The following is a 23,376-nucleotide window of genomic DNA, read 5'->3' on the forward strand; positions in this document are numbered from 1 at the left end:
CTTAGGCCGCACCCGTCGGTGCGCGGATCGGGCGTCGGCGTGGCACCCGGTGTCGCACACCCCACACTTGCGCGCACCGATGCTGCCTCAGACAACGCGATGGTGAACAATGATCCGCGATACAGGTCGTGAATGCCCTATGGGTGGAGGAGTTCAGCAGCGTGGCCAAGGTGATTAAGACAGACGTGGCGCTCGTCGGTGCCGGAATCATGAGCGCCACGCTCGGCGCGCTGCTGCGCCGACTGGAGCCCAGCTGGTCGATCAGCCTGTTCGAGCGCCTGGAGGCGGCCGCCGCCGAGAGCAGCGACCCGTGGAACAACGCCGGCACCGGCCACTCGGCGCTCTGCGAGCTCAACTACACGCCGGCCGACGCCAACGGCGACATCGACATCACCAAGGCGCTGAACATCAACGAGCAGTTCCAGGTCTCGCGGCAGTTCTGGGCCTACGGCGTCGACAACGGCCTGCTCGGTGCGCCCGACGAGTTCATCAACCCGATCCCGCACGTGAGCTTCTGCCACGGCGCCGACGGCGTCGAGTACCTGCGCAAGCGCCATGCGGCGCTCTCGAGCCACACCCTGTTCGAGGGCATGGAGTTCATCGACGACGACGCCGAGTTCGCGGCGCGGCTGCCGCTGATGGGCGCCGGCCGGGACTACTCCGATCCGGTGGCCCTGAACTGGTACACCCAGGGAACCGACGTCGATTTCGGCGCGCTCACCCAGCAGCTGCTGAACTTCGTCGGCCGTGACGCCGACCTCTACTTCGGGCACGAGGTCCGCAACCTCACCAAGCAGTCGGACGGCAGCTGGGTGATGAAGATCCGCAACAACCGCACGGGCGAGAAGGTTCGCGTCGAAGCGAAGTTCGTCTTCGTCGGCGCAGGCGGCGGCGCACTGCACCTGCTGCAGAAGTCGGGCATCTCCGAGGCCAAGGGCTTCGGCGGCTTCCCGGTCAGCGGCGAGTTCTTCCGCTGCACCAACCCCGACGTGATCGCACAGCATTCGGCGAAGGTGTACGGCCAGGCCGCGGTGGGCGCCCCGCCGATGTCGGTGCCGCACCTGGACACGCGCGTCATCAACCACGACAAGGGCCTGCTCTTCGGCCCGTACGCGGGCTGGTCGCCGAAGTTCCTCAAGACCGGCGGCGTCATGGACCTGCCGAAGTCGGTGAAGCCGGGCAACCTGCTGCCGATGATGTCGATCGCCCCGCAGGAGTTCGGTCTGCTCAAGTACCTGATCTCCGAGCTCGCCGCGAGCCCCGCCGACCGCGTCAAGACGCTGCAGGACTTCGCGCCGCGCGCCGTCGGCGAGGACTGGGAGCTGATCACCGCCGGTCAGCGCGTCCAGGTGATCCGCAAGACCGGTGTCGGCGGCAGCCTCGAGTTCGGCACCGCGGTGGTCGCGGAGGGCGACGGCACGCTCGCCGGTCTCCTCGGAGCGTCGCCGGGCGCTTCGACCGCGGTTCCCGCGATGATCTCGGTGCTTCAGCAGTGCTTCAGCGGTCGTTTCGAGGGCTGGAAGAGCACCCTGACCGAGATGATCCCGTCGTTCGGCCAGAAGCTCGACGAGAACCCCGCCCTGTACCGCGAGTTGTGGGACTGGACCAACCGCAGCCTCCGACTCACCGCGCGGCCCGACGCCTGATTCGATGAGTGACGCCGGCGTTCGCTTCCCGTTCAGCGCGGTGGTCGGACAGGATCGCCTCAAGCTCGCACTGATCCTGTCCGCCGTCTCGCCGGGGATCGGCGGTGTCCTGATCCGCGGTGAGAAGGGGACCGCGAAGTCGACGATCGTCCGCGGGCTCGCCCCGCTGCTCGGCGAGGATTCGCGCGTGGTCGACCTGCCGATCGGCGCCACCGAGGACCGGGTGATCGGGTCGCTCGACCTGACTCGGGTGCTGCGCGACGGTGAAGCCCGGTTCACGCCGGGTCTGCTGGCGCAGGCCGACGGCGGCGTCCTGTACATCGACGAGGTCAACCTCCTGTCGGACCATCTCGTCGACGTCCTGCTCGATGCGGCCGCGAGCGGACTAGTCACCGTTGAGCGTGACGGCGTCTCGCACACCCAGGCGGCGGCATTCGTGCTGGTCGGGACGATGAACCCGGAAGAGGGCGAACTGCGTCCGCAGTTGCTCGACCGGTTCGGGCTGGTGGTAGACGTCGCCGGTGCCCGTGACGTCGACGAGCGCGTCGAGATCGTCACCTCACGGCTGGCCTTCGACGCCGATCCGCAGGGCTATGCGGAGCGGTTCGCCGACGCCGAGGCCGATCTCGCGCAACGGATCGCCGCGGCCCGCGACCGCGTCGCGACCGTCCGGATCCCGCAGCGGGAGCTCCGCCGGATCGCCGGCGTCTGCTCTCACCTCGACGTCGACGGTCTGCGCGGCGACATCGTCGTGGCCCGGACCGCCGCCGCACACGCCGCATGGCGCGGCGCCGACGAGATCGACGCCGACGACGTGCGGGTGGCCGTGGAACTGGCACTGCCGCATCGACGGCGCCGCAATCCCTTCGACGAGTCGAGCATGACCGACCAGCAGCTCGACGACGCCCTGGACGCCGGTGAGCAGGCCGCGGGCCCGCGGGACGAGTCCGAGTCCGGGCCGCAGCAGCCGGACGGACCCGACGACAGCGGCCCGGACTCAGACGGCCCAGACTCAGGCGGCCCAGACTCAGGCGGCCCGGAACCGGACGACGATCCGGACGGACCCGACACGGATCCTCCCGACACCGATCCGCCCGGCGGTTCAGGAGCGCCGACCGGCCCGGACTTCGGTTCCGCACCCGGTGGTGCCCGCATCCGCACCTTCCGCGCCGAGGGCGTCGGGGACGGTGATGTGGGCCGCCGTTCGCGGGCCCGGACCAGCCGCGGCATGACCACCCGGGCCGTCGACTTCGGTCCGCGGACCGGGGTGCACCTGTTCGGCACCGTGCTCGCCGCCGCCCACCGCAGCAGCGGCGACGGGCTCCCCGCGCTCATCGCCGACGATCTCCGCGGAGCCGAGCGCATCGGCACCGAAGCCAATCTCGTGGTCTTCGTCGTCGACCTCTCCGGATCGATGACCGCCCGCGCCCGGCTCACCGCGGTGCGCAACGCCTGCGTCGACCTCCTGCGCGACTCGTACACCCGGCGTGATCGGGTGGCGGTGGTCGTGGCCTGCGGAAGGGATGCCTACGTCGCGGTTCCGCCGACCCGGTCGGTGGACCTGGCGGTGGCGCGCCTGGCACAGGTGCGCACCGGCGGACGCACGCCGCTGGCCGAGGGACTGCACCGGGCGCTCGAGGTGATCGAGCGGGCCCGCCGCACCGACCCGGAGCGCAGGCCCCTGCTGGTGGCGCTCACCGACGGCCGAGCCACGGCCGGTGCCGACGCGCCGCGCCGCGCGGACGCCGCCGCGGACGAGGTCGCGCGCAGGGGAGTCTGCGCCGTTGTGGTGGACTGTGAGCAGGGCCTGGTCCGTCTCGGTCTGGCCGCCGACCTGGCGCGCCGGCTGGGCGCGCAGTACGCGACGATGGATTCGCTGACCTCGTCCGGACTGGCCGAGCACGTCCGCGGCGTCGCGTGACGCCGGTGGCTGAACTGGAGGATGCACTGTGCCCAAGGGCGTACCCGAGACCGTTCCCGACGACGGACTGACCACCCGGCAGCGACGCCGGCTGCCGGTGCTCGCCGTACACACCGGGGCAGGCAAGGGGAAGTCGACAGCCGCGTTCGGCATGGCGATGCGCGCCTGGAACGCCGGTCTGGACGTCGCCGTCTTCCAGTTCGTCAAGAGCGCGAAGTGGAAGGTCGGTGAGGAGAACTCCATGCTCGCCCTCGGCGGCCTGAATCGGGACACCGGCGCCGGCGGCCCTGTGCAGTGGCACAAGATGGGGCAGGGATGGTCGTGGATTCAGCGCGGTGACGACGCCGTCGAGGACCACGCCGAATCGGCGCGGGCCGGATGGGCGGAGATCACGCGGCGCCTCGCCGCGCAGGAGCACGACTTCTACGTCCTCGACGAGTTCACCTACCCGCTGCACTGGGGCTGGATCGACACCGACGAAGTGGTCGAGACCCTCCGCAACCGCCCCGGGACGCAGCACGTCGTCATCACCGGACGGTATGCGCCCCAGGCGCTGATCGAGGCCGCCGATCTGGTCACCGAGATGACGAAGATCAAGCATCCGATGGATGCGGGCCGCAAAGGCCAGAAGGGCATCGAGTGGTAGTCCCGGCGGTCGTGATCGCCGCGCCGGCGTCCGGCAGCGGAAAGACGACGATCACCACCGGCCTGATCGGCGCGCTCGTCGCCGCCGGGCACCGGGTCGCGCCCTTCAAGGTGGGCCCGGACTACATCGATCCCGGATACCACGCCGTCGCGGCGGGCCGGGTCGGCCGGAACCTCGACCCCAACCTGGTCGGCGCCGACGTCATCGCACCACTGCTGGCCGCGGGCTCCGCCGACGCGGACATCGCCGTGGTGGAGGGCGTGATGGGCCTGTTCGACGGCCGCATCACCGACGATCCCGATCCGCTCGGCGTCGGCTCCACCGCGCACGTCGCCACCCTCATCGGCGCACCGGTGATCCTGGTGGTCGACGCCGGCGGGCACAGCCAGTCGCTCGCCGCACTGCTCCACGGCTTCCTCGGGTACGACGCCCGGGTCCGCGTGGCGGGCGTGATCCTCAACCGCGTCGGCTCACCGCGGCACGAACAGGTCCTCCGACAGGCCTGCGACCGCGTCGGACTGCCGGTGCTAGGCGCGGTGCGGCGCGACGCCGACCTGACCGTGCCGTCGCGGCACCTAGGACTCATCCCGGCCGCCGAGCGCCGGCGGGACGCGCTGGACTCGGTGGCCGCGATAGTCGCCAAGGTGGGGGCGGCGCTCGACCTTCCGGCGATCGTCCAGATCGCACGCCGGGCCCGACCGCCCGCGGCGATCGCCTGGTCGGCGGCCGACGCGATCGCCGCCGCGGACCCGAGCGCGGTGACGGGCCCACACCGGCGGCCGGTGGTGGCCGTCGCGGAGGGCGCCGCCTTCACCTTCGGGTACGCCGAGCACGCCGAACTCCTGCGCGCGGCGGGAGCCGAGGTGGCCGGCTTCGACCCGCTGCACGACCCGCTTCCGGAGCACGCCGCGGCGGTGGTGATCGGCGGCGGCTTCCCCGAGGCCCACGCGGACGAGCTCGCCGCCAACCACTCCCTCCGTGCCGGACTGCGCGATCACGTGGCCGCGGGCCGGCCGGTGCAGGCCGAGTGCGCGGGCCTGCTGTACCTGCTGTCCGCGCTCGACGGCGTCCCGATGGTCGGCGCACTGCCGGGCACCGGGGCCTTCGGGCCGCGGCTCACGCTCGGCTACCGCGACGCCGTCGCCGTGGCCGATTCGGTTCTCTATCGCACCGGTGAACGGGTGACCGGCCACGAATTCCACCGCAGCAGCGTCGATCTCGCCACTGACGTGGTGCCCGCCTGGGGGTGGCCCGGTGGCGACGGACCAGCGACCGACGGCGTGATCCACCGCGGGGTGCACGCGTCGTATCTGCACGTTCACCCGGTGGGACAGCCGGCCGCCGTGGCACGATTCGTGTCGGCGGCCGCGGCCGCCGACATTCCGAGCCCTTCGCCGGAGGAGGCGGTCCGATGACTCGCAGGCGCGATCTGGCGGAGGTCCACGCGGCACTCGACGCGCTCGCCCACGCCAGCGTCGAGGACCCGACCGCGCTCCGCGACCTGCTCGAAGCGGTCCTGCTGGTGGGTCGCGGTCTCGAACTCGACCAGGCGCTGCAGCGGATCGTCGAGGTGGCGGCCGACGTCCTCGACGCCCGGTACTGTGCGCTCGGGGTCCGCGGGCCCGAGCTCGGTCTCCAGGCGTTCGTGTACACGGGCATCGAACCGGAGGTCCGCGCTCGGATGGGGCCGCTGCCGGTGGGCCGCGGCGTCCTCGGCGAACTGCTGCACCGCCCCGAGGTGCTGCGCATACCGAAGCTGTCCGATCATCCGGCCTCGGTGGGTTTCCCGCCCAACCATCCGCCGATGGACACCTTCCTGGGCGCGCCGATCATCGTCCGCGACGAGTTGTTCGGCAGCATCTACCTGACTGAGAAGCAGGGTGCCCCCGAGTTCACGCCGCTCGATGAGAAGATCGTCGCGGTCCTCGCGGTGGCCGCGGGCATCGCCGTCGACAACGCGCGCGCCTTCGAGCGGGCCCAGGCCCGGCTGCGCTGGATGCAGGTGATCGCCGACCGCGGATCCGAACCGCTGGCGGGCACGGCGCTCGAAGACACCCTCGACGGACTGTGCCGCGACGTCTCCGCGCTCACCGGGGCGGTGGACGTGTTCATCGTGACCGGCAGCGTCCTCACCGGACACACCGGTACCGCGCCCTGCACCGAGGACCTGTTCGAGGTCGTCGACCCGGACAACGAGCGCGCCGACGGCAAGCTCCTGGTCCGCGAGGTGCGAACACACACGGTGCCGTGGCTGCGGCACGGAGCGCGGTGGGTCTCGATGCAGCCCCTGCAGCCGACCAACGGCCGGAGCGCGATCGTCCTCACCCACCCCGAGCGACGAGTCTGGACCGGGGAGGAGGTCGCGGGCCTGCAGGGTGTCGCGCGCGTGGCCTCGCTGGCCCTGGCCTACGCCGACCAGCAGGAACTGGCGCGCGATCTGCAGTTGCTCGAAGACCGCCACCGGATCGCCCGCGACCTGCACGATCTGGTGATTCAGCGGCTCTTCGCGATCGGGATGTCGCTGCAGACCATGCAGGCCGGGTCCGCCTCGGCCGACGACGCCCGGATGGAGCAGGTCATCACCGACCTCGACGCCACCATCGCGCAGATCCGCACCTCGATCTTCGATCTGCAGGGCCTTCCCGGTCACGGCGAGGCGGCGACGCTGCGCAGGCGCGCGCTCGACGTGGTCGCCGAGTTGGCGACCCATGCGCCGATCGTGCCGAGCGTCGCGTTCATGGGGCCGGTCGACACGCTCGTCCCCGACGCCCTGGCGCCGCACATCGAGGCAGTGCTGCGGGAGGGCATCTCCAACGCGCTCCGGCATTCGGGCGCCGAGCACATCCGGGTGCGCATCGCGGCCGACGACGTCGTGACCGTCGAGATCTCCGACGACGGATGCGGTATTCCGCCGACCGCCCGGCAGTCGGGACTGGCGAATCTGACCCGCCGCGCCGACGACTGCGACGGCAGCTTCACGATCACCTCGAGCGCGGCGTCGGGCACCACGTTGACGTGGACCGCGCCGTTGCGCTGACGCCGACGACTACCGTTCGCGTTCGCGCAGTTCGGTGGCCAGCACCGCCACCTGAGTGCGGCGCTGCATGTCGAGCTTCGAGAGGATGCGCGAGACGTAGTTCTTGATCGTCTTCTCCGCCAAGAACATCCGGTCGGCGATCTGCCGGTTGGTCATACCCTGGCCGATCAGGGTGAAGACCTCGCGCTCCTGGCCGGTGAGCCGGGCCAGGGGATCGGACGGTTCACCGTCGCGCAGGCGAGCCAGCAGCGCGGCGGTGCTGCGGTCGTCGAGCAGCGATCCGCCGGCGCCGACCGTCCGCACAGCGGCGATCAGATTGTGGCCGAGGATCTGCTTGAGTACGAAGCCGGAGGCCCCGGCCAGGACGGCGGCGAGCAGGGCGTCGTCGTCGGCGTAGCTCGTCAGCATCAGGCAGTGCACCGACGGCTGCGCGCTCCGCACGCTTCGGCACAGTTCCACGCCGTTGCCGTCGGGCAGCCGCACGTCGAGCACCGCGACGTCGGGTTTCGTCGCAGCGATACCGACTCCGGCTTCGGCGACGGTGGCCGCCTCGCCGACGACCTCGAGATCGTCGGCGGTGCTGAGCAGATCGCGAAGGCCACGGCGGACGAGCTCGTGGTCGTCGACGAGGAACACGCGGTACTTACGAGGCGACTCGACCATGCCTCAACGCTACAACAGGGCGGCGGGCGACTCGGGGCCTAACCGCCACGGGACCTTCGCCCCCTGAAATCGCTGGTCGTGAGCGAGATCGTAGGAATATGACCAGTTTGATCGGCAAGCCCATGAGCGGCTCGGACCTGCTTCGCGAACTCCTGCCCGTCTGCGAGACGGAGGTGGAGCGCCACATGAAGATGACGAGGGACTGGAACCCGCACGACTACGTGCCGTGGGACGACGGCCGGAACTTCGCGGCGCTCGGCGGCGTCGACTGGGATCCGGAGCAGTCGCAGCTGTCGGAGACCGCCAAGGCGGCGATGATCACGAACCTGCTGACCGAGGACAATCTGCCGTCGTACCACCGGGTGATCGCCGAGAACTTCAGCCTCGACGACGCCTGGGGCTTCTGGGTGGGGCGCTGGACGGCCGAGGAGATGCGGCACTCGATCGTGATGCGCGACTACCTCGTCGTGACGCGGGGCGTCGATCCGGTGGAACTCGAGCAGACCCGGATGACGCACATGATCGGCGGGTTCAACCCGCTGCCGGACGACGACGGACAGCGCGACCACAGCTACGACATGCTCTTCGCGGTGGCCTACGTCTCGTTCCAGGAGCTCGCGACGCGCGTCAGCCACCGCAACACCGGCAAGGCCTGCGGCGACCCGATCGCCGACCGGATGCTCCAGCGAGTCGCTGCCGACGAGAACCTGCACATGCTCTTCTACCGGAACGTCGTCGCCGGGGCGCTCGATCTGGTGCCCGACGAGGCGATGGTGGCGATCTACACGATCGTCTCGAACTTCCAGATGCCCGGTGCGACGATGCCGAACTTCCGCAGGAACGCGGTCCTGATCGCCAAGGGCGGCATCTACGACCTGCCGCAGCACATGGCCGATGTCGTGATGCCCGTGCTGCGCAAGTGGCGGATCTTCGATCGCGACGACTTCGGCCCGGTCGGCCAGATGTACCGCGACAAGCTCGCGGCCTTCCTCGCCGAGATGGACATCAAGGTCGCCAAGTTCGAGGACGCCCGCGAGCGCGCGATCGAGCGGGAGCGCAGGCGCGGACTGCACGTCTAGCCGCCGGTACGGTCCCGGTAGGCTGATCGCTCATGCAAGCGCATTACCTCGCGGGGCTGGATCTGCACGGACGCAAGGTCGTCGTCATCGGCGGCGGGAGCGTCGCGCAACGGCGCCTGCCGAACCTGATCGCCGCCGGCGCCGACGTCCACGTCGTCGCGCTCGACCCCACGCCGGCCGTCGAGTCGGAGGTCGCGATCACCGTGCATCGGCGTGCGTACGCCGACGGCGACCTCGAGGGAGCCTGGTATGCGATGGCCTGCACCGACGATCCCGACGTCAACGCGGCGGTGGTGGCGGAGGCCGAGCGCAGGCGGGTGTTCTGCGTGCGCGCCGACGACGCCCGCCGCGGAACCGCCGTCACCCCGGCGTCCGGAGTCCACCGCGATCTGCAGTTCGGGGTGCTGGCGGCCGGCGATCATCGTCGCTCCGCGGCCGTGCGCGCCGCGATCACCGAGGCTCTCGCGGACGGCACCTCGCTGCGCATCGACGACGACCGCAGGCACGCCGCGGGCGTGGCCCTGGTGGGCGGAGGTCCCGGCGACGCCGATCTCATCACGGTGCGCGGCCGCAAACTGCTCGCCGAGGCGGACGTGGTGGTGGCCGACCGGCTCGCGCCCATCGCACTCCTCGACGAGCTCGGTCCGCAGGTGGAGATCATCGACGCGGCCAAGGTGCCCTACGGCCGCGCGATGCGTCAGGAACAGATCAACGATCTCCTCGTCGACCGCGCGCGGGCGGGCAAGTTCGTGGTCCGCCTCAAAGGCGGCGACCCATACGTGTACGGCCGCGGATTCGAAGAACTCCAGGCCTGCGTGGCGGCGGGTGTGCCGGTCACCGTGGTCCCCGGCATCAGCAGCCCGATCGCGGCTCCCGGCCTGGCCGGAATCCCGGTGACTCACCGCGGCGTGACGCACGAGGTGGTCATCGTGTCGGGACACGTGGCTCCGGGGCACCCCGACTCGCTCACCGATTGGGCGGCGCTCGCGCGGCTGCGGGGCACCATCGTGCTGATGATGGCGGTCAAGCGCATCGACGAGTTCGCGACGGCCCTGCTCGAGGGCGGGCGACCGGCTGACACCCCGGTGGCGTTCATCGAGAACGCGTCGCGGCCGGATCAGCGGCTCCTGCGCACCGACCTCGCGCACGCCGCGCAGACCGCTGTCGACGAGAAGCTGATCGCCCCGGCGATCGCGGTGATCGGTCCGGTCGCCGGTTTCACCGACGCCGACCGGGCTCTGCGGTTCTGAGCGGGTGGTCGAGATGAACGCACGCACAGCCGCAGGACTCTCCGGACTGATCCTGCTCGTCGCGGCCGTCGCCTCCTGGTTCGTGCCCCCGTCGGTCACGGCGATTCTCGTCGCGCTGGCCGTCGTCGTCATGTCGGCCTGGCAGATCCATCGCCGCCGCGCGGGCATCGCGCCCACACCGCCGAGCACCATGACCACCTTCGTCATCCCGCTCACGTTCGGAGCGCTGGCGGTCGTCGCGCTCAACGGCTGGATCTACCGGATCTCGGCGGAGGCAGGCGATTCCGGCGAGCTGCAGACGATCGGCCTGGTCACCGGCGTCATCGGCATGGCCGCCGCGTACGGATACGGCCGCCTCCGGGCACAGAAGGCACAGCTCGACGAGGTGGTCGAAGTGAATCCGGCCGACGACACTCCGGAGACCGACGACGACCAGTGGTTCTTCCCTCAGGCCAAGTGACCGGCTCTCGCGCCGTGCGAGTCGCGATGCGGACCGCCGATCAGGGTTCGGATCAGCCGGTGACGACCGTGATCTGCGACTCAGAGGTGATCTCGACGCGCTGGCCGGCGTCGGACAGGACGGCGGCGAGCGCGTTCACATCCCGGACGTTCCGCCGGGTCCGGACCAGTTCGCGCGCCACCAGTCCCTTGAAGTGCTTGTTGAAATGGCTCACGACCTTCCGCGAGCCGTCCGCGGCCTCGGTCACCACGGTCGCGGTCACCGCACCGTCGACGGGACCGAGTTTCTGGTAGACGCCCGAGCGCAGATCGACGACGAAGTCGTCGATGCGGTCGAGAGCGGGGGACAGCACCGGCTTCCACAGTGCGCCGAGGGTGCCGAAACCGGGCAGCCGGGACCCGCCGGAGAGCCGGTAGGCCGGGATGCGGTCGTCGGCCCGGACCACGCCGAACAGCGCCGAGCCGATCATCAGTCGGTCGCCGGCCTTGGTCTTGGCCGCGCGGGTCATGCCCGGATAGTCGAGGGCGTCGTACAGGACGCCGGTGTACCGGGTGATCGCGGTGCGCGTCGGCGACTCCCAGAGATCGGCGTTGCGCTCGATCTCGGCGACGGCCGTCGCGCCCAGACCCAGCGCCGTGCGGGATGCGTCGAGATCGGCGGAGAGGTCGACGATCGCCTCGGCGAGCTTGCGTCGGACCGGATTGAGCTCCGGCAGAACCAGCGAGTCGAGATCGAGCGGAGCGGCCTCGCCGCCGTCCGACTTGGTCTCCGAGGGAGGCAGGATGACGAGCACGCGACCACCCTAACGAACACGCCGGTGATCCCATTAAGCTGGTACATCGTGATCACACGGATGTCGAACCTGTTCCTGCGCACCCTCCGCGACGACCCGGCCGATGCCGAGGTGCCGAGCCACAAGCTGCTCGTGCGCGCGGGCTACATCCGGCGTGCCGCCCCCGGCGTCTACGAGTGGCTGCCCTTGGGGCTCAAGGTGTTCCGCGCGGTCGAGAACCTCGTTCGCGAGGAGATGGACGCGATGGGCGCGCAGGAGATCCTGTTGCCCGCGCTGCTGCCGCGCGACCCGTACGAGACCACCGGGCGCTGGACCGAGTACGGGCCGGCGTTGTTCCGCGTCAAGGACCGCAAGGGCGCGGACATGATGCTCGGGCCCACGCACGAGGAGATCTTCACGCAGCTGGTCAAGGGCGAGTACAGCTCGTACAAGGATCTGCCGGTCACCCTGTACCAGATCCAGACCAAGTACCGCGATGAGGAGCGCCCGCGGGCCGGGCTGTTGCGTGGGCGCGAGTTCGTGATGAAGGACTCGTACTCGTTCGACCTCGACGAGCGGGGTCTGCAGGCCTCGTACGACGCTCATCGTGCCGCGTACCAGCGCATCTTCGACCGTCTCGGCATCAAGTACGTCATCGTCGCGGCGACCTCCGGCGCCATGGGCGGCAGCGCCTCGGAGGAGTTCCTGGCCGAATGCGAGGTCGGCGAGGACACCTTCGTCCGCAGCACCGAGTCGGGCTACGCGGCCAACGTCGAGGCCGTGGTGACCCCGGTTCCCGAGGCGATCCCGCTCGACGGGCTCCCCGAGGCGGTGGTCCACGACACCGGCGACACCCCGACCATCGAGACCCTGGTCGACTGGGCCAACCGCGAGCTCGACGGTGACTACACCGCCGCCGACACCCTCAAGAACGTGATGGTCAAGATCCGCAGGCCGGGAGGTGAGTGGGAGATCACCGCGGTGGCGGTGCCGGGCGATCGGGAGGTCGACTTCAAGAGGCTGGAGGCCTCGGTGGAGCCGGCGGAGGTGGAACTGCTCACCGACGCGGACTTCGCGGCCAATCCGCAGCTCGTCAAGGGGTACATCGGACCGAAGGCCGTCCAGGCGGCGGGCTTGGCGTACCTGGTCGACCCGCGTGTGGTCAGCGGCACCGCGTGGATCACCGGGGCCGATGCGCCCGGTAAGCACTACGTCGATCTGGTGTGCGGCCGCGACTTCACTCCCGACGGCGTCATCGAGGCCGCCGAGGTGCGCGCCGGTGATCCGTCCCCGGACGGCAGAGGTGTGCTCGAGGCCGCCAAGGGCATCGAGATCGGTCACATCTTCCAGCTCGGCCGCAAGTACACCGACGCCTTCGAGTTCGACGTGCTCGGCGAGAACGGCAAGCCGGTGCGCCCCACGATGGGCTCGTACGGTCTCGGCGTCTCGCGGATGGTCGCGGTGCTCGCCGAGCAGTGGCACGACGAGAAGGGCCTGCGCTGGCCGCGCGAGGTGGCGCCGTTCGACGTCCACCTGGTGATCGCGAACAAGGACGAGGCCGCGGTGGCCGGTGCGCAACAGCTGGCCGCCGATCTCGACGCCGCCGGACTGTCCGTGCTCTTCGACGACCGCAAGGCTTCGCCCGGCGTCAAGTTCAAGGACGCCGAGCTGCTCGGTATGCCGGTCGTGGTGGTCGTCGGCCGCGGCTGGGCCGACGGCACCGTCGAGATCCGCGACCGGCTCACCGGAGAGACCTCCGCGGCGCCGGTCGACGGAGCCGTCGACGCGGTGGTCACGGCCGCGCGCGGCTGACCGCCGGCGCTAGAACGGCGCGCGGTCGAGGCAGACGCAGAACGGATGCCCGGCGGGGTCGAAGAGAACTCGGCACAGGTCCGGCGCGGCCTGCTGTGGCGACAGCCGTGCGCCGAGGCGGACCGCCTCGGCCGCACCCTCGTCGAGATCGGCGACCACCAGGTCGAGATGGATCTGCTTCGGCACCGCACCGCCGGGCCATTCCGGAGGCCGGTGGTCGGGCACCCGAAGCGCGGTGATCACGATGGAGCCGGCCCGCACACAGGCATATCTCGTGGACGTGTGCGTCACGGTCCCGTCGAGCATCGCCGACCAGAAGCGGGCGAGCTCGACGGGATCGTCGCAGTCGAGGGTGATCGAACCGATGCGCGCTGTCGCCATGGTGACGACCCTAGGCGGGTGACGCGGGCCAGGCGCCCTCTCCGGTCCTACTGACCGGGGAAGGCCACCGTCAGCGGTTTCTCGCCCGCGATCGAGCGCCAGTACGAGGATCGCAGGGCGCAGTCGGTGAGCCCGTCGACGGCGGTCCGGCGCACCGCCTGCGAATCGGCCTGCTCCAACAGCGCCCGGTAGGCCTTCGCGCAGTCGTTCTCGGCGGTCAGCGCGGCCTTCGCGGCGGTGGCCTGGTCCGTCACGTCGACGGGCAGCAGGTATCCGGCCGCCGGGGTGCGCTCGGGCTGCCCGGCGGCGAGCAGTGCCTCGTTCAGCTGGTCGCGTCGCACCCGGTGCGCGGCGATGTACTCCGCGACGGTGTCGCGCACCCCTCCGGTGGTGAAGGCGGTGAGCACGCCGTAGGTGAAGACGGCGGTGTTCTCCGCGTCCGCGGCGGTGTCGAGAGCGGCGTTCTGGCTCATGCGAGTTGCACTTTCGAGAGGGTCTGGCAGGAGGCGCTGATCGAGCCGAGGAGTCCGGCGCTGAAGCCGGACAGACCCACGCACGCATCCGCCGCGCTGGTGGCCGACCGTTCGATCGAGACGCCGAGGGCCGCCACCGACGCCGTGGGCGCGGCCGGTGGCGAGTCGATCCGGTCGGCAGTCGAGGAGTGCAGCCGGTTGATCTCGTCGCGCAGCGCCTTCAGGTGCGCGCCGCGCTGATCGGCGACGGTCCGCAGGGCCTCGGTGTACGCGGTGTTCCGCGGCGCGAGCGCGGTGGCCGCCCGCTGCTGCCGCAGCGCCGCCTGGGCGTGCGGGAGCAGCGTCTCGGCGTCGAGCTGTCGCTGCGTCGGCCCGGTATCGCATGCGGTCAGCGACCATCCCGCGACTGCGGCGGCACCGGCGAGGACGCCGCCGCGGAGCACACTGCGGCGCGGCACCCCCGTGGCGGGGCGACCGGCTTGCGGAGGCTCGGGGGCGGGGGGATCCTGGATCGGCACTCGTGTCACGGTGGACGATTCTGCCAGTCGGACGAGTCGACTACACTCGAAGCCCGGCCCGGCGGCCGACGGGAACCGCGGCAGCGGTTCCCGATACCGAAACCCAGGAGGACGCGCACGATGACTGCGGAGGCTCTGACCGGCGGCATCAGCGACCTGGTGGCTTCGACCCTCGATCGGCTCGGATTCGATCTGGAGGAGGTCGCGGTGCTGACCCCGCCGGGACGCCGCGAGATCCGGATCGTCGTCGATCGTGACGGCGGAGTGCCGCTCGACGCGGTCGCCGAGCTCAGCCGGAGCCTGGAGGCGGTGTTCGACGAGTCCGACCTGCTCGGCGAGTCCCCGTACGACCTCGAAGTCACGACGCCCGGGATCGGCCGGCCGCTGACGCTGCCGCGCCACTGGCGCCGCAATCAGGGACGCAAGGTCCGTGTCGAGTACACCGACGAGGGTGTGGACCGCACCGTCGAGGCCCGGGTGGGCCCCAGCGACGAGGGCCGCGTCACCCTGGTGACGGTCGACAAGAGCCGGATCCGCTCCTTCGAGGTCGAGCTGGCCGATATCGCGCGCGCGGTGGTCGAGGTCGACTTCGGCAGGCCCGGCGAAGCCGCCCTGCGTGCCTGCGGCCTGGACGACGACGAGATCGCTCGTCGTCGCGAATCGTGACGCCCGCCAACGACATTCACTTCACCCGCCGACAACTCAATCCGAAAAGCGAATAGGAGTCGCCACCATGCACATAGACATCAGCGCGCTGCGTTTGATCGAGGCCGACAAGGGCGTGCCGACCGAGACCGTGCTCTCGGCGATCGAGACAGCTCTGCTCACCGCCTACCGGCACACCGACGGGTTCGCACCGAACGCCCGCATCGACATCGACCGCAAATCGGGTCAGGTCCGCGTGATGGCCCAGGAACTCGACGAGAACCGCACCGTGGTCCACGAGTGGGACGACACGCCGGAGGGATTCGGCCGCATCGCCGCGACCACTGCGCGCCAGGTGATCCTGCAGCGTCTGCGCGACGCCGAGAACGAGAAGACGTACGGCGAACTGGTCGCCCACGAGGGCGAAGTGGTCGGCGGCATCGTGCAGGCCGACGCCAAGGCGAATGCGCGAGGCATGGTGATCGTGCAGATCGGCACCGACTCCAACGCCACCGAGGGCGTGATCCCGCCCGCGGAGCAGGTGCCCGGTGAGAGCTACAAGCACGGCGAGCGGATCAAGTGCTACGTCGTGGGGGTGGCGCGCGGGGCCCGCGGACCTCAGATCACGCTCTCGCGCACGCATCCAAACCTGGTCCGCAAGCTGTTCTCGCTCGAGGTACCCGAGATCGCGGACGGGTCGGTCGAGATCGTCGCCGTGGCCCGCGAGGCCGGTCACCGTTCCAAGATCGCGGTCCACACCGGCGTGGCCGGACTGAACGCCAAGGGCGCGTGCATCGGTCCGATGGGACAGCGGGTGCGCAACGTGATGAGCGAACTGTCCGGCGAGAAGATCGACATCATCGATTACGCCGCGGATCCGGCGGTCTTCGTCGGCAACGCGCTGTCGCCGGCCAAGGTGGTCTCGGTCACCGTGATCGACAAGGAGACCAAGGCCGCGCGCGTCATCGTGCCCGACTACCAGTTGTCGCTGGCGATCGGCAAGGAGGGGCAGAACGCCCGGCTGGCGGCCCGGCTCACCGGGTGGCGGATCGACATCCGGTCGGATGCGGGCGACGGCGGTCCCCGCGACGCCGACGGTGGCGCCGTCGAGTCCTCCGATACGCTAGACTGACCTGTGGCCCTTCGAACGTCGACATCTCCGGTGCGTACCTGTATCGGCTGTCGCCGGCGTGATCAAGCTTCACACCTGGTCAGGCTGGTGGCTGTGCGAGGCGCGGACAGCGCATCGCAGGTGGCGATCGACGAACGGGGGAGACTGCCGGGACGAGGCGCCTGGCTGCACCGCGATGAGAGATGTCTCTCGCTTGCGGTGCGGCGCAACGCCTTCGGCACGGCGCTACGGGATCGCGGCGTCGCCGTGAGACCAGAGGATCTGGCCGAGCACATCGGCGGGATCATCAACAGTGAGGGCTCCGCAGGGAGTCAGGACAGGCAGCAGAAGACATGAGCACACCGTGAAGTCTCCACGATGAGCACGTTTACTGAATAAACCGAGGTCGATGCGGGCAGCCCGCTCGACCTCCAAGTGAGGAGAGCAGTGGCAGGCAAGGCCCGCGTTCACGAACTGGCCAAGGAATTGGGCGTACCCAGCAAAGCAGTGCTGGAGCGGCTCAAGGAGCAGGGCGAGTTCGTCAAATCCGCATCGTCGACTGTCGAGGCCCCGGTGGCCCGTCGACTGCGTGAGTCTTTCGAATCCGGCTCCGGTTCCGCTTCGGCGAAGCCGGCGGCCAAGGCATCCGGCGCCAAGCCGGGTCCCAAGCCCGGTCCGGCACCCAAGCCGGCAGCGGCGAACTCCGCTCCGGCCGCCGAGGCGGCCCCGGCGGCACGAGCATCCGCCCCGGCTCAGCCGGCGGCGGGCGGCCCCAAGCCGGGCCCCAAGCCCGCACCGAAGGCGGCTCCGGCACCGCAGGCTCCGGCCGCACCGGCGGCCGAGTCCGCCGAGCCGGCCGGCAAGCCCTCGGCACCGGCGGCGCAGTCGGGTCAGGCACCGGCGACGCCGGGTCCCCGTCCGGGTCCGCGCCCCGGTCCCCGGCAGCCCCGAGTGGGCAACAATCCGTATTCCTCGGCCCCGGCGCCCGCGCCGCGTCCGATGGGTCCGCGTCCGGGTGCGGCGGGTCCGCGTCCGGGCGGTCGTCCCGGTCAGGGCGGTCCGCGTCCCGGCGCCGGTCAGGGCGGTCCCCGTCCGGGTGGCGGTCAGGGCGCACGTCCGGGTGCTGGCGGCCCTCGTCCCGGCGGTCAGGGCGGCGCACGCCCCACGCCGGGCAACATGCCTTCGCGTCCCAGCCCGGGAGCGATGCCGCAGCGTGCGGCGCGTCCCGACGCTCGGCCCGGTGGCCGCGGTGGCCCAGGCGGCCGCAGCGGCGGTCCCGGCGGCGGCGGTGGCTTCCGTAACGGCGGCGGTGGCGGTGCGGCTCCGGGCGGCGGCTTCCGCGGTCGTCCCGGCGGCGGTGGCGGCGGCGGTCGTGGCCGCGGCGGAACCGCGGGAGCGTTCGGTCGCCCCGGCGGCGCACCCCGCAAGGGACGCAAGTCGAAGCGTCAGAAGCGGCAAGAGTACGACTCGATGCGCGCACCCGAGGTCGGCGGCGTCCGGTTGCCTCACGGCAACGGCGAGGTCATCCGCCTCGCTCGCGGCGCCTCGCTCTCGGACTTCGCGGACAAGATCAACGCCAACCCGGCTTCGCTGGTCCAGGCGCTGTTCAACCTCGGCGAGATGGTCACCGCGACCGAGTCGGTCAACGACGAGACGCTGGAGCTGCTCGGCGGCGAGATGAACTACGTCGTCCAGGTCGTGAGCCCGGAGGACGAGGATCGTGAGCTCCTGGAGAGCTTCGACCTGACCTACGGCGAAGACGAGGGCGGCGAAGAGGACCTCGCGCAGCGTCCGCCGGTGGTCACCGTCATGGGTCACGTCGACCACGGCAAGACCCGACTGCTCGACACCATCCGCAAGGAGAACGTTGGCGCGGGCGAGGCCGGCGGCATCACGCAGCACATCGGCGCGTACCAGGTGAACACTCACCTGAACGACGAGGACCGTTTGATCACCTTCATCGACACCCCGGGTCACGAGGCGTTCACCGCCATGCGTGCCCGCGGTGCGAAGGCCACCGACATCGCGATCCTCGTGGTGGCGGCCGACGACGGCGTCATGCCGCAGACGGTGGAAGCCGTCAACCACGCGCAGGCGGCCGACGTGCCGATCGTCGTGGCGGTCAACAAGATCGACAAGGAGGGCGCGGACCCGGCCAAGATCCGCGGCCAGCTGACCGAGTACGGCCTGGTTCCCGAGGAGTACGGCGGCGACACCATGTTCGTCGACATCTCGGCCAAGCAGGGCCTGAACATCGACCAGCTGCTGGAGGCGGTCCTGCTGACCGCCGACGCCTCGCTCGATCTGCGGGCGAACCCGGACATGGACGCTCAGGGTGTCGCCATCGAGGCGCACCTCGACCGTGGCCGCGGCCCGGTCGCGACCGTCCTCATCCAGCGCGGCACCCTGCGCGTCGGTGACTCGATCGTCGCCGGCGACGCATACGGCCGCGTCCGTCGGATGGTCGACGAGCACGGCGACGACGTCGAAGAGGCGCTGCCGTCGCGTCCGGTGCAGGTGATCGGCTTCACCTCGGTTCCGGGTGCGGGCGACAACCTCCTGGTGGTCGAAGAAGACCGCATCGCCCGGCAGATCGCCGACCGCCGCAATGCGCGCAAGCGCAATGCGCTGGCGGCACGCAGCCGCAAGCGGATCAGCCTCGAGGATCTGGATTCGGCGCTCAAGGAGACCAGTCAGCTCAACCTGATCCTGAAGGGCGACAACTCGGGTACCGTCGAGGCGCTCGAAGAGGCGCTCCTTCAGATCGAGATCGACGACGAGGTCTCGCTGCGGGTCATCGACCGCGGTGTCGGTGGCATCACCGAGACCAACGTCAACCTGGCCGCGGCGTCGGATGCGATCATCATCGGATTCAATGTCCGCGCGGAGGGCAAGGCCACCGAGTTGGCCAACCGCGAGGGCGTGGAGATCCGGTACTACTCGGTCATCTACAAGGCGATCGAGGAGATCGAGGCCGCGCTCAAGGGCATGCTCAAGCCGATCTACGAGGAGTCCGAACTGGGCCGGGCGGAGATCCGTGCGATCTTCAAGTCGTCCAAGGTCGGCAACATCGCCGGTTGCCTCGTGCAGTCGGGCATCATGCGGCGCAATGCCAAGGCACGCCTGCTGCGCGACAACGCGGTGGTCGCCGACAACCTCACGATCAGCTCGCTCAAGCGTGAGAAGGACGACGCGACCGAGGTCCGCGAAGGCTACGAGTGCGGTCTGACGCTGACCTACGGCGACATCAAGGTCGGCGACGTCATCGAGGCCTTCGAGATGGTCGAGAAGGCACGGGACTAGGTCATGGCAGATCCTGCACGGGCCGCTCGGCTCGCCAAACGGATCACCACCATCGTCGCCTCGGCGATCGGTGGGGAGATCAAGGACCCGCGCCTGGCTCATGTGACGATCACCGATTGCCGGGTCACCGGCGATCTGCACGACGCCACCGTGTTCTACACGGTGCTGGGCGACTCGGTGGATGCCGAGCCGAACGTGGCGGAAGCGGCGGCCGGTCTGGCCGCCGCGACCGGCGTGCTCCGGTCGAAGGTCGGTGCCGGGACCGGAGTCCGGTTCACCCCTACTCTGCGGTTCGAACTCGACACGGTGCCGGACGCGACGCGTGCGATGGACGAGCTCCTCGCCCGCGCCCGCGCCCGGGACGAGTCGGTGGCCCGCGCCGCGCGCAATGCGCGGCCGGCGGGCGAGGTCGACCCGTATCGGCACGACGAGGAAGAGTCCGCGTCGGACGAATCCGGGGGCGCGCTCGGGTGAATCCCGCTTCGAGCGACTCCGTGGCTGCCACGCTGCTCGGCGCCGATTCGGTGTCGATCATCAGCCACGTCCGTCCGGACGCCGACACCATCGGCAGTGCACTGGGACTCGGGCTGGCGCTCACGGGGCTGGGGAAACGCGTGCACTGCGCGTTCTCCGGTCCCGAGGCGCTGCCCGGTCCGCTGCGGGAACTGCCGGGAGTAGACCTGCTCGTGGACGAGGCGGGGCTGCCCGTCGCCGATGTGACGGTGGCGGTCGACGCGGCCACCGTCGAACGTCTCGGCGGGCTGGAGCAGGTCTTCACCTCGGGAAGCACCACCGTCTGCATCGACCACCACGTCTCCAATCCGGGATTCGCGGATCTGGATCTGGTGGACCCGCAGTCCGATTGCACGGCGTCGATCGTGCTCCGGGTGATCGACCGGCTCGGCGCGAGTCTCACCGCGGACATCGCGACCTGCCTGTACGCGGGCCTGGTGACTGATACGGGCTCGTTCAAATGGGCGCGGCCCGCGTCGTTCGGTGTGGCGGCACGACTGCTCGAGGCCGGTGTCGACGGTCCGCGGTGGAGCCGTCTCCTCCTCGACGCCCACCCGTACTCGTGGCTGCAGATGCTCTCGGAGGTGCTCGCCGATTCCGTGCTCGATGAAGGCGCACTGGACGGGCGCGGACTGGTGTACGCGGTCGTGAACGCCGATCAGATGTCGGATATGAACTGGGACGAGTCGGAGAGCGTCATCGACGTCGTGCGCACTGCGCGGGAGGCCGAGGTGGCCGCCGTCTTCAAAGAGGTGCGGGCGGGCGAATGGACCGTGTCGCTGCGGAGCAAGACCGACGTCGACGTGGTGCCGATCGCGAGGTCGCTCGGCGGTGGCGGCCACGTGCGTGCGGCCGGGTACAGCGACACCGGAGACGCGGCAGAGGTCGTCGGGCATCTGCTCGCCGCCCTGCGCAGGTGATCGGCGGCGTCGAGAGTGCTGAGACTCGCCGGGTCGGCACTGGTGGTGCTCATCGCGCCGCCGCTGTACCTGATGCTCGATCTGGCCGTGGTCGGCCGCCTCGGCGCGACCGAACTCGCGGCCCTGACCGTGGCGACGCTGGTCCTGTCGGTCATCAGCACTCAGCTGACCTTCCTCTCCTATGGAACCACCGCGCGGTCGGCGCGCGCCTTCGGTGCGGGTGATCGACGCCGGGCCGTCGACGAGGGAGTGCAGGCGAGCTGGATCGCGGTGGGCGTGGGGGCGGCGATCGTCGTCGTCGCGTGGCTCCTGGCGCCCGCGGTCACCGGCGCGCTGGTGCCCGACCACCAGGTCGCGGCCGAAGCGGCGTCCTGGTTGCGCATCGCCGTGTTCGGCGTGCCGCTGATCCTTCTGGCGATGGCCGGCAACGGTTGGATGCGCGGAGTGCAGGACACCCGGCGGCCGGTGTACTTCGTGGTCGCGGGACTGGCCGTGGCCGCCGTGCTCTGCGTCGGTCTGGTGCACGGGGTCGGCGGACTCCCGCGACTCGGCCTGCAGGGCAGCGCCTGGGCGAATCTGGTGGGGCAGTCGCTGACGGGGATCGCCTTCGCGGTCCGGCTGATCGGCGAGAGTCGTGGCCGGCTGCGCCCCGACTGGCCGGTGATCCGCGCCCAGCTGACGATGGCCCGCGATCTGGTGCTGCGGAGCCTGTCGTTTCAGGTGTGCTTCATCTCCGCGGCGGCTGTGGCCGCGCGCTTCGGCGTCGCGCAGGTGGCCGCGCATCAGGTGGTACTGCAGCTGTGGGAGTTCACCTCGCTGCTGCTCGACTCGCTGGCGATCGCGGCTCAGCAACTCGTGGGCGCGGCGCTGGGCGCGGGTGCGTTCCGGGTGGCCCGGCGTGCGGCGACGCGGGCCACCGCCGTGTCGGTGGGGATCTCGGTTCTTCTCGCCGCCGTGCTGGCGGCCGGGGTCGCGGTGATTCCGCGGATCTTCACCGACGATGCGGCGATCCTTGACGCGATGCGCACGCCGTGGTGGTTCTTCGTCGCGATGCTGCCGATCGCCGGCGCGGTGTTCGCGCTCGACGGTGTGCTGCTGGGCAGCGGCGACGCCGCATTCCTCCGGACGGCGACTCTCGCGGGCGCGCTCGGCGCGTTCCTGCCGCTGATCTGGCTGTCGTGGGCCTTCGACTGGGGGCTGGCGGGAATCTGGAGCGGACTGCTCGCGTTCATGTGCACTCGACTCGCCGCGGTGGTGTGGCGGGTGCGCAGCGGCGCGTGGGTGAAGTAGTCGTGTCGGTGGAACCGAGGAGCGTGCCGCTGCGTCCAATAGGACATGGGGGACTCGGGCGCGCTGGCCGCGTTGATCGCTGAACAGGATGGACTCATCACCTCGGCGCAGGCACTCCGGGCCGGTCTCTCCCGCAAGGAGATCCGCGGCCGACTGGACCGGCGGGAGTGGTGCGCGCTCGTTCGCGGAATCTATCGATCGAGTTCGCATCCGCTGACTGAGAGCCTGTTGGTCCGCGCAGCGGTGGCCGCGCACCATGGCGTGGCTGACCGCACCACGGCGGCATGGTGGCATGGAATGCTCGATTCCCTGGCGTATCCGTTGACCGTCGCGACAGCCAACACGACCACCGCCGACCGGTGGTCGCTCGGCCCGCTGGGCCTCACTCGTCGGCACTACGACGATGCGGACCTGACCACGGTCCGCGGGCTCCGCGTGACCACGCCGCCGGCGACGGTGGTGTTCGGCGCGGCAGCGATGCCGGACGGTGGTCGATTCCTCGACCGGGCGCTGCAGCGCGGTGTCGTCACAGTCACCGAACTCGAGGCCGTCGTCGAGCGCTACGCGGGCAGTCGCGGGATAGGTGAGGCACGCCGGCTCGTGCGCATCGCCTCGCAGGACTCAGAGTCAGCGGCCGAACGGCTCTTCGTACGTCTGCTTCGAGAGGCGGGCATCACCGGATGGGTGCAGCAGCTCCGATTCGGACGGTGGCGTCTCGACTTCGGCTGGCCCGATCTCCGCGTCGCGATCGAGATCGACGGACTGGCCTTCCACTACCAGCATGACCGGTTCCAGGCGGACCGGGCGAAATACAACGCGCTCGACGCCGCCGGGTGGCGCAAGAAGGTGTACACCTGGCACGACCTGACGGATCGGCCGGGAGAGGTCGTGGACGAAGTGCTCGAGATGCTCAACGCACGGGTATGACCTCACCGC

Annotated in this window: 22 protein-coding genes; 17 read left to right on the forward strand and 5 right to left on the reverse strand. The window is 70.4% G+C overall.

From position 1 onward, the window contains the following. Positions 1-209 precede the first annotated feature (209 nt). The 5 genes from mqo to P5P27_RS07750 are packed head-to-tail and all read left to right on the forward strand — an operon-like array spanning position 210 to position 7,250. Positions 210-1,646, forward strand: coding sequence for a malate dehydrogenase (quinone) (gene mqo / locus P5P27_RS07730; protein ID WP_372452493.1), 1,437 nt, complete (start codon positions 210-212; stop codon positions 1,644-1,646). A gap of 4 nt (positions 1,647-1,650) precedes the next feature. After that, positions 1,651-3,567 carry an AAA family ATPase gene (locus P5P27_RS07735; RefSeq protein ID WP_278127134.1) on the forward strand — a complete coding sequence of 639 codons (1,917 nt, stop codon included), beginning with the start codon at positions 1,651-1,653 and terminating at the stop codon, positions 3,565-3,567. Between the two features lie 28 nt (positions 3,568-3,595). After that, positions 3,596-4,213: a cob(I)yrinic acid a,c-diamide adenosyltransferase gene (cobO, locus tag P5P27_RS07740; RefSeq protein WP_045541006.1), complete on the forward strand. Its 618-nt coding sequence runs from the start codon at positions 3,596-3,598 to the stop codon at positions 4,211-4,213. Continuing rightward, positions 4,207-5,628 carry a cobyrinic acid a,c-diamide synthase CobB gene (locus tag P5P27_RS07745; RefSeq protein ID WP_278127138.1) on the forward strand — a complete coding sequence of 474 codons (1,422 nt, stop codon included), beginning with the start codon at positions 4,207-4,209 and terminating at the stop codon, positions 5,626-5,628. The genes cobO and P5P27_RS07745 overlap by 7 nt, the downstream gene beginning before the upstream one ends. After that, a complete protein-coding gene (locus P5P27_RS07750; RefSeq protein ID WP_006897868.1) occupies positions 5,625-7,250 on the forward strand; it encodes a GAF domain-containing sensor histidine kinase in 1,626 nt (541 codons plus the stop codon). The genes P5P27_RS07745 and P5P27_RS07750 overlap by 4 nt, the downstream gene beginning before the upstream one ends. Before the next feature lie 9 nt (positions 7,251-7,259). On the opposite strand, the gene P5P27_RS07755 is transcribed toward P5P27_RS07750, so the two are convergent. Continuing rightward, positions 7,260-7,913, reverse strand: a complete 654-nt coding sequence (locus P5P27_RS07755; protein ID WP_006897867.1) for a response regulator — start codon at positions 7,911-7,913, stop codon at positions 7,260-7,262. Between the two features lie 98 nt (positions 7,914-8,011). Here P5P27_RS07755 and P5P27_RS07760 point away from each other — a divergent pair, with 98 nt between their 5' ends. The 3 genes from P5P27_RS07760 to P5P27_RS07770 are packed head-to-tail and all read left to right on the forward strand — an operon-like array spanning position 8,012 to position 10,702. Further along, positions 8,012-8,992 carry an acyl-ACP desaturase gene (locus P5P27_RS07760; protein ID WP_039868014.1) on the forward strand — a complete coding sequence of 327 codons (981 nt, stop codon included), beginning with the start codon at positions 8,012-8,014 and terminating at the stop codon, positions 8,990-8,992. A gap of 32 nt (positions 8,993-9,024) precedes the next feature. Beyond that, positions 9,025-10,242, forward strand: a complete 1,218-nt coding sequence (gene cobA / locus P5P27_RS07765) for a uroporphyrinogen-III C-methyltransferase (protein ID WP_006897865.1) — start codon at positions 9,025-9,027, stop codon at positions 10,240-10,242. Between the two features lie 13 nt (positions 10,243-10,255). Then, a complete protein-coding gene (locus P5P27_RS07770; protein WP_006897864.1) occupies positions 10,256-10,702 on the forward strand; it encodes a hypothetical protein in 447 nt (148 codons plus the stop codon). 52 nt (positions 10,703-10,754) lie between these two features. Here P5P27_RS07770 and yaaA read toward each other — a convergent pair whose 3' ends face one another. Then, positions 10,755-11,495, reverse strand: a complete 741-nt coding sequence (gene yaaA / locus P5P27_RS07775) for a peroxide stress protein YaaA (protein ID WP_006897863.1) — start codon at positions 11,493-11,495, stop codon at positions 10,755-10,757. Between the two features lie 60 nt (positions 11,496-11,555). On the opposite strand from yaaA, the gene P5P27_RS07780 reads away from it, so the two are divergent. Beyond that, positions 11,556-13,286 (forward strand): proline--tRNA ligase, encoded by a 1,731-nt coding sequence (locus tag P5P27_RS07780; RefSeq protein WP_039868026.1) that lies wholly within the window; start codon positions 11,556-11,558, stop codon positions 13,284-13,286. A 9-nt stretch (positions 13,287-13,295) separates the two neighbouring features. Here the strand turns inward: P5P27_RS07780 and P5P27_RS07785 are convergent, their stop codons facing one another. From P5P27_RS07785 to P5P27_RS07795, 3 genes are read right to left on the reverse strand one after another with little or no spacing between them, the layout of a single operon-like run. Continuing rightward, entirely contained in the window at positions 13,296-13,667 is a 372-nt protein-coding gene (locus P5P27_RS07785) for a VOC family protein (protein ID WP_006897861.1), read from the reverse strand. Positions 13,668-13,714: 47 nt separating this feature from the next. Further along, complete coding sequence (locus tag P5P27_RS07790) at positions 13,715-14,140, reverse strand: ferritin-like domain-containing protein (RefSeq protein WP_278127141.1); 426 nt, start codon at positions 14,138-14,140, stop codon at positions 13,715-13,717. Then, positions 14,137-14,667, reverse strand: a complete 531-nt coding sequence (locus P5P27_RS07795; RefSeq protein ID WP_278127142.1) for a hypothetical protein — start codon at positions 14,665-14,667, stop codon at positions 14,137-14,139. The genes P5P27_RS07790 and P5P27_RS07795 overlap by 4 nt, the downstream gene beginning before the upstream one ends. Before the next feature lie 111 nt (positions 14,668-14,778). Between P5P27_RS07795 and rimP the strand changes: the two genes are divergently transcribed. The 8 genes from rimP to P5P27_RS07835 all read left to right on the forward strand — a co-directional run bounded on the left by rimP (position 14,779) and on the right by P5P27_RS07835 (position 23,367). Beyond that, the gene (rimP, locus tag P5P27_RS07800) at positions 14,779-15,324 is read left to right on the forward strand and encodes a ribosome maturation factor RimP (protein ID WP_278127144.1); all 546 of its coding nucleotides are present in this window, start codon (positions 14,779-14,781) and stop codon (positions 15,322-15,324) included. A 67-nt stretch (positions 15,325-15,391) separates the two neighbouring features. Next, positions 15,392-16,435, forward strand: coding sequence for a transcription termination factor NusA (gene nusA, locus P5P27_RS07805; protein WP_006897857.1), 1,044 nt, complete (start codon positions 15,392-15,394; stop codon positions 16,433-16,435). A gap of 93 nt (positions 16,436-16,528) precedes the next feature. Continuing rightward, positions 16,529-16,771: a YlxR family protein gene (locus tag P5P27_RS07810; RefSeq protein ID WP_278127147.1), complete on the forward strand. Its 243-nt coding sequence runs from the start codon at positions 16,529-16,531 to the stop codon at positions 16,769-16,771. A gap of 90 nt (positions 16,772-16,861) precedes the next feature. Next, a complete protein-coding gene (infB, locus tag P5P27_RS07815; RefSeq protein ID WP_222111131.1) occupies positions 16,862-19,717 on the forward strand; it encodes a translation initiation factor IF-2 in 2,856 nt (951 codons plus the stop codon). 3 nt (positions 19,718-19,720) lie between these two features. Then, entirely contained in the window at positions 19,721-20,191 is a 471-nt protein-coding gene (gene rbfA, locus P5P27_RS07820; RefSeq protein WP_278127150.1) for a 30S ribosome-binding factor RbfA, read from the forward strand. Continuing rightward, positions 20,188-21,150 (forward strand): DHH family phosphoesterase, encoded by a 963-nt coding sequence (locus P5P27_RS07825; protein WP_006896217.1) that lies wholly within the window; start codon positions 20,188-20,190, stop codon positions 21,148-21,150. Before rbfA ends, P5P27_RS07825 begins: the two co-directional genes overlap by 4 nt. Positions 21,151-21,165: 15 nt before the next feature. Further along, positions 21,166-22,440, forward strand: coding sequence for an MATE family efflux transporter (locus P5P27_RS07830; RefSeq protein ID WP_222111130.1), 1,275 nt, complete (start codon positions 21,166-21,168; stop codon positions 22,438-22,440). 45 nt (positions 22,441-22,485) lie between these two features. Further along, positions 22,486-23,367: a type IV toxin-antitoxin system AbiEi family antitoxin domain-containing protein gene (locus P5P27_RS07835; protein WP_278127153.1), complete on the forward strand. Its 882-nt coding sequence runs from the start codon at positions 22,486-22,488 to the stop codon at positions 23,365-23,367. Positions 23,368-23,376 lie beyond the last annotated feature (9 nt).

This window comes from Gordonia sihwensis, from assembly GCF_029632925.1.
GTDB classification, from domain to species: Bacteria; Actinomycetota; Actinomycetes; order Mycobacteriales; family Mycobacteriaceae; genus Gordonia; species Gordonia sihwensis.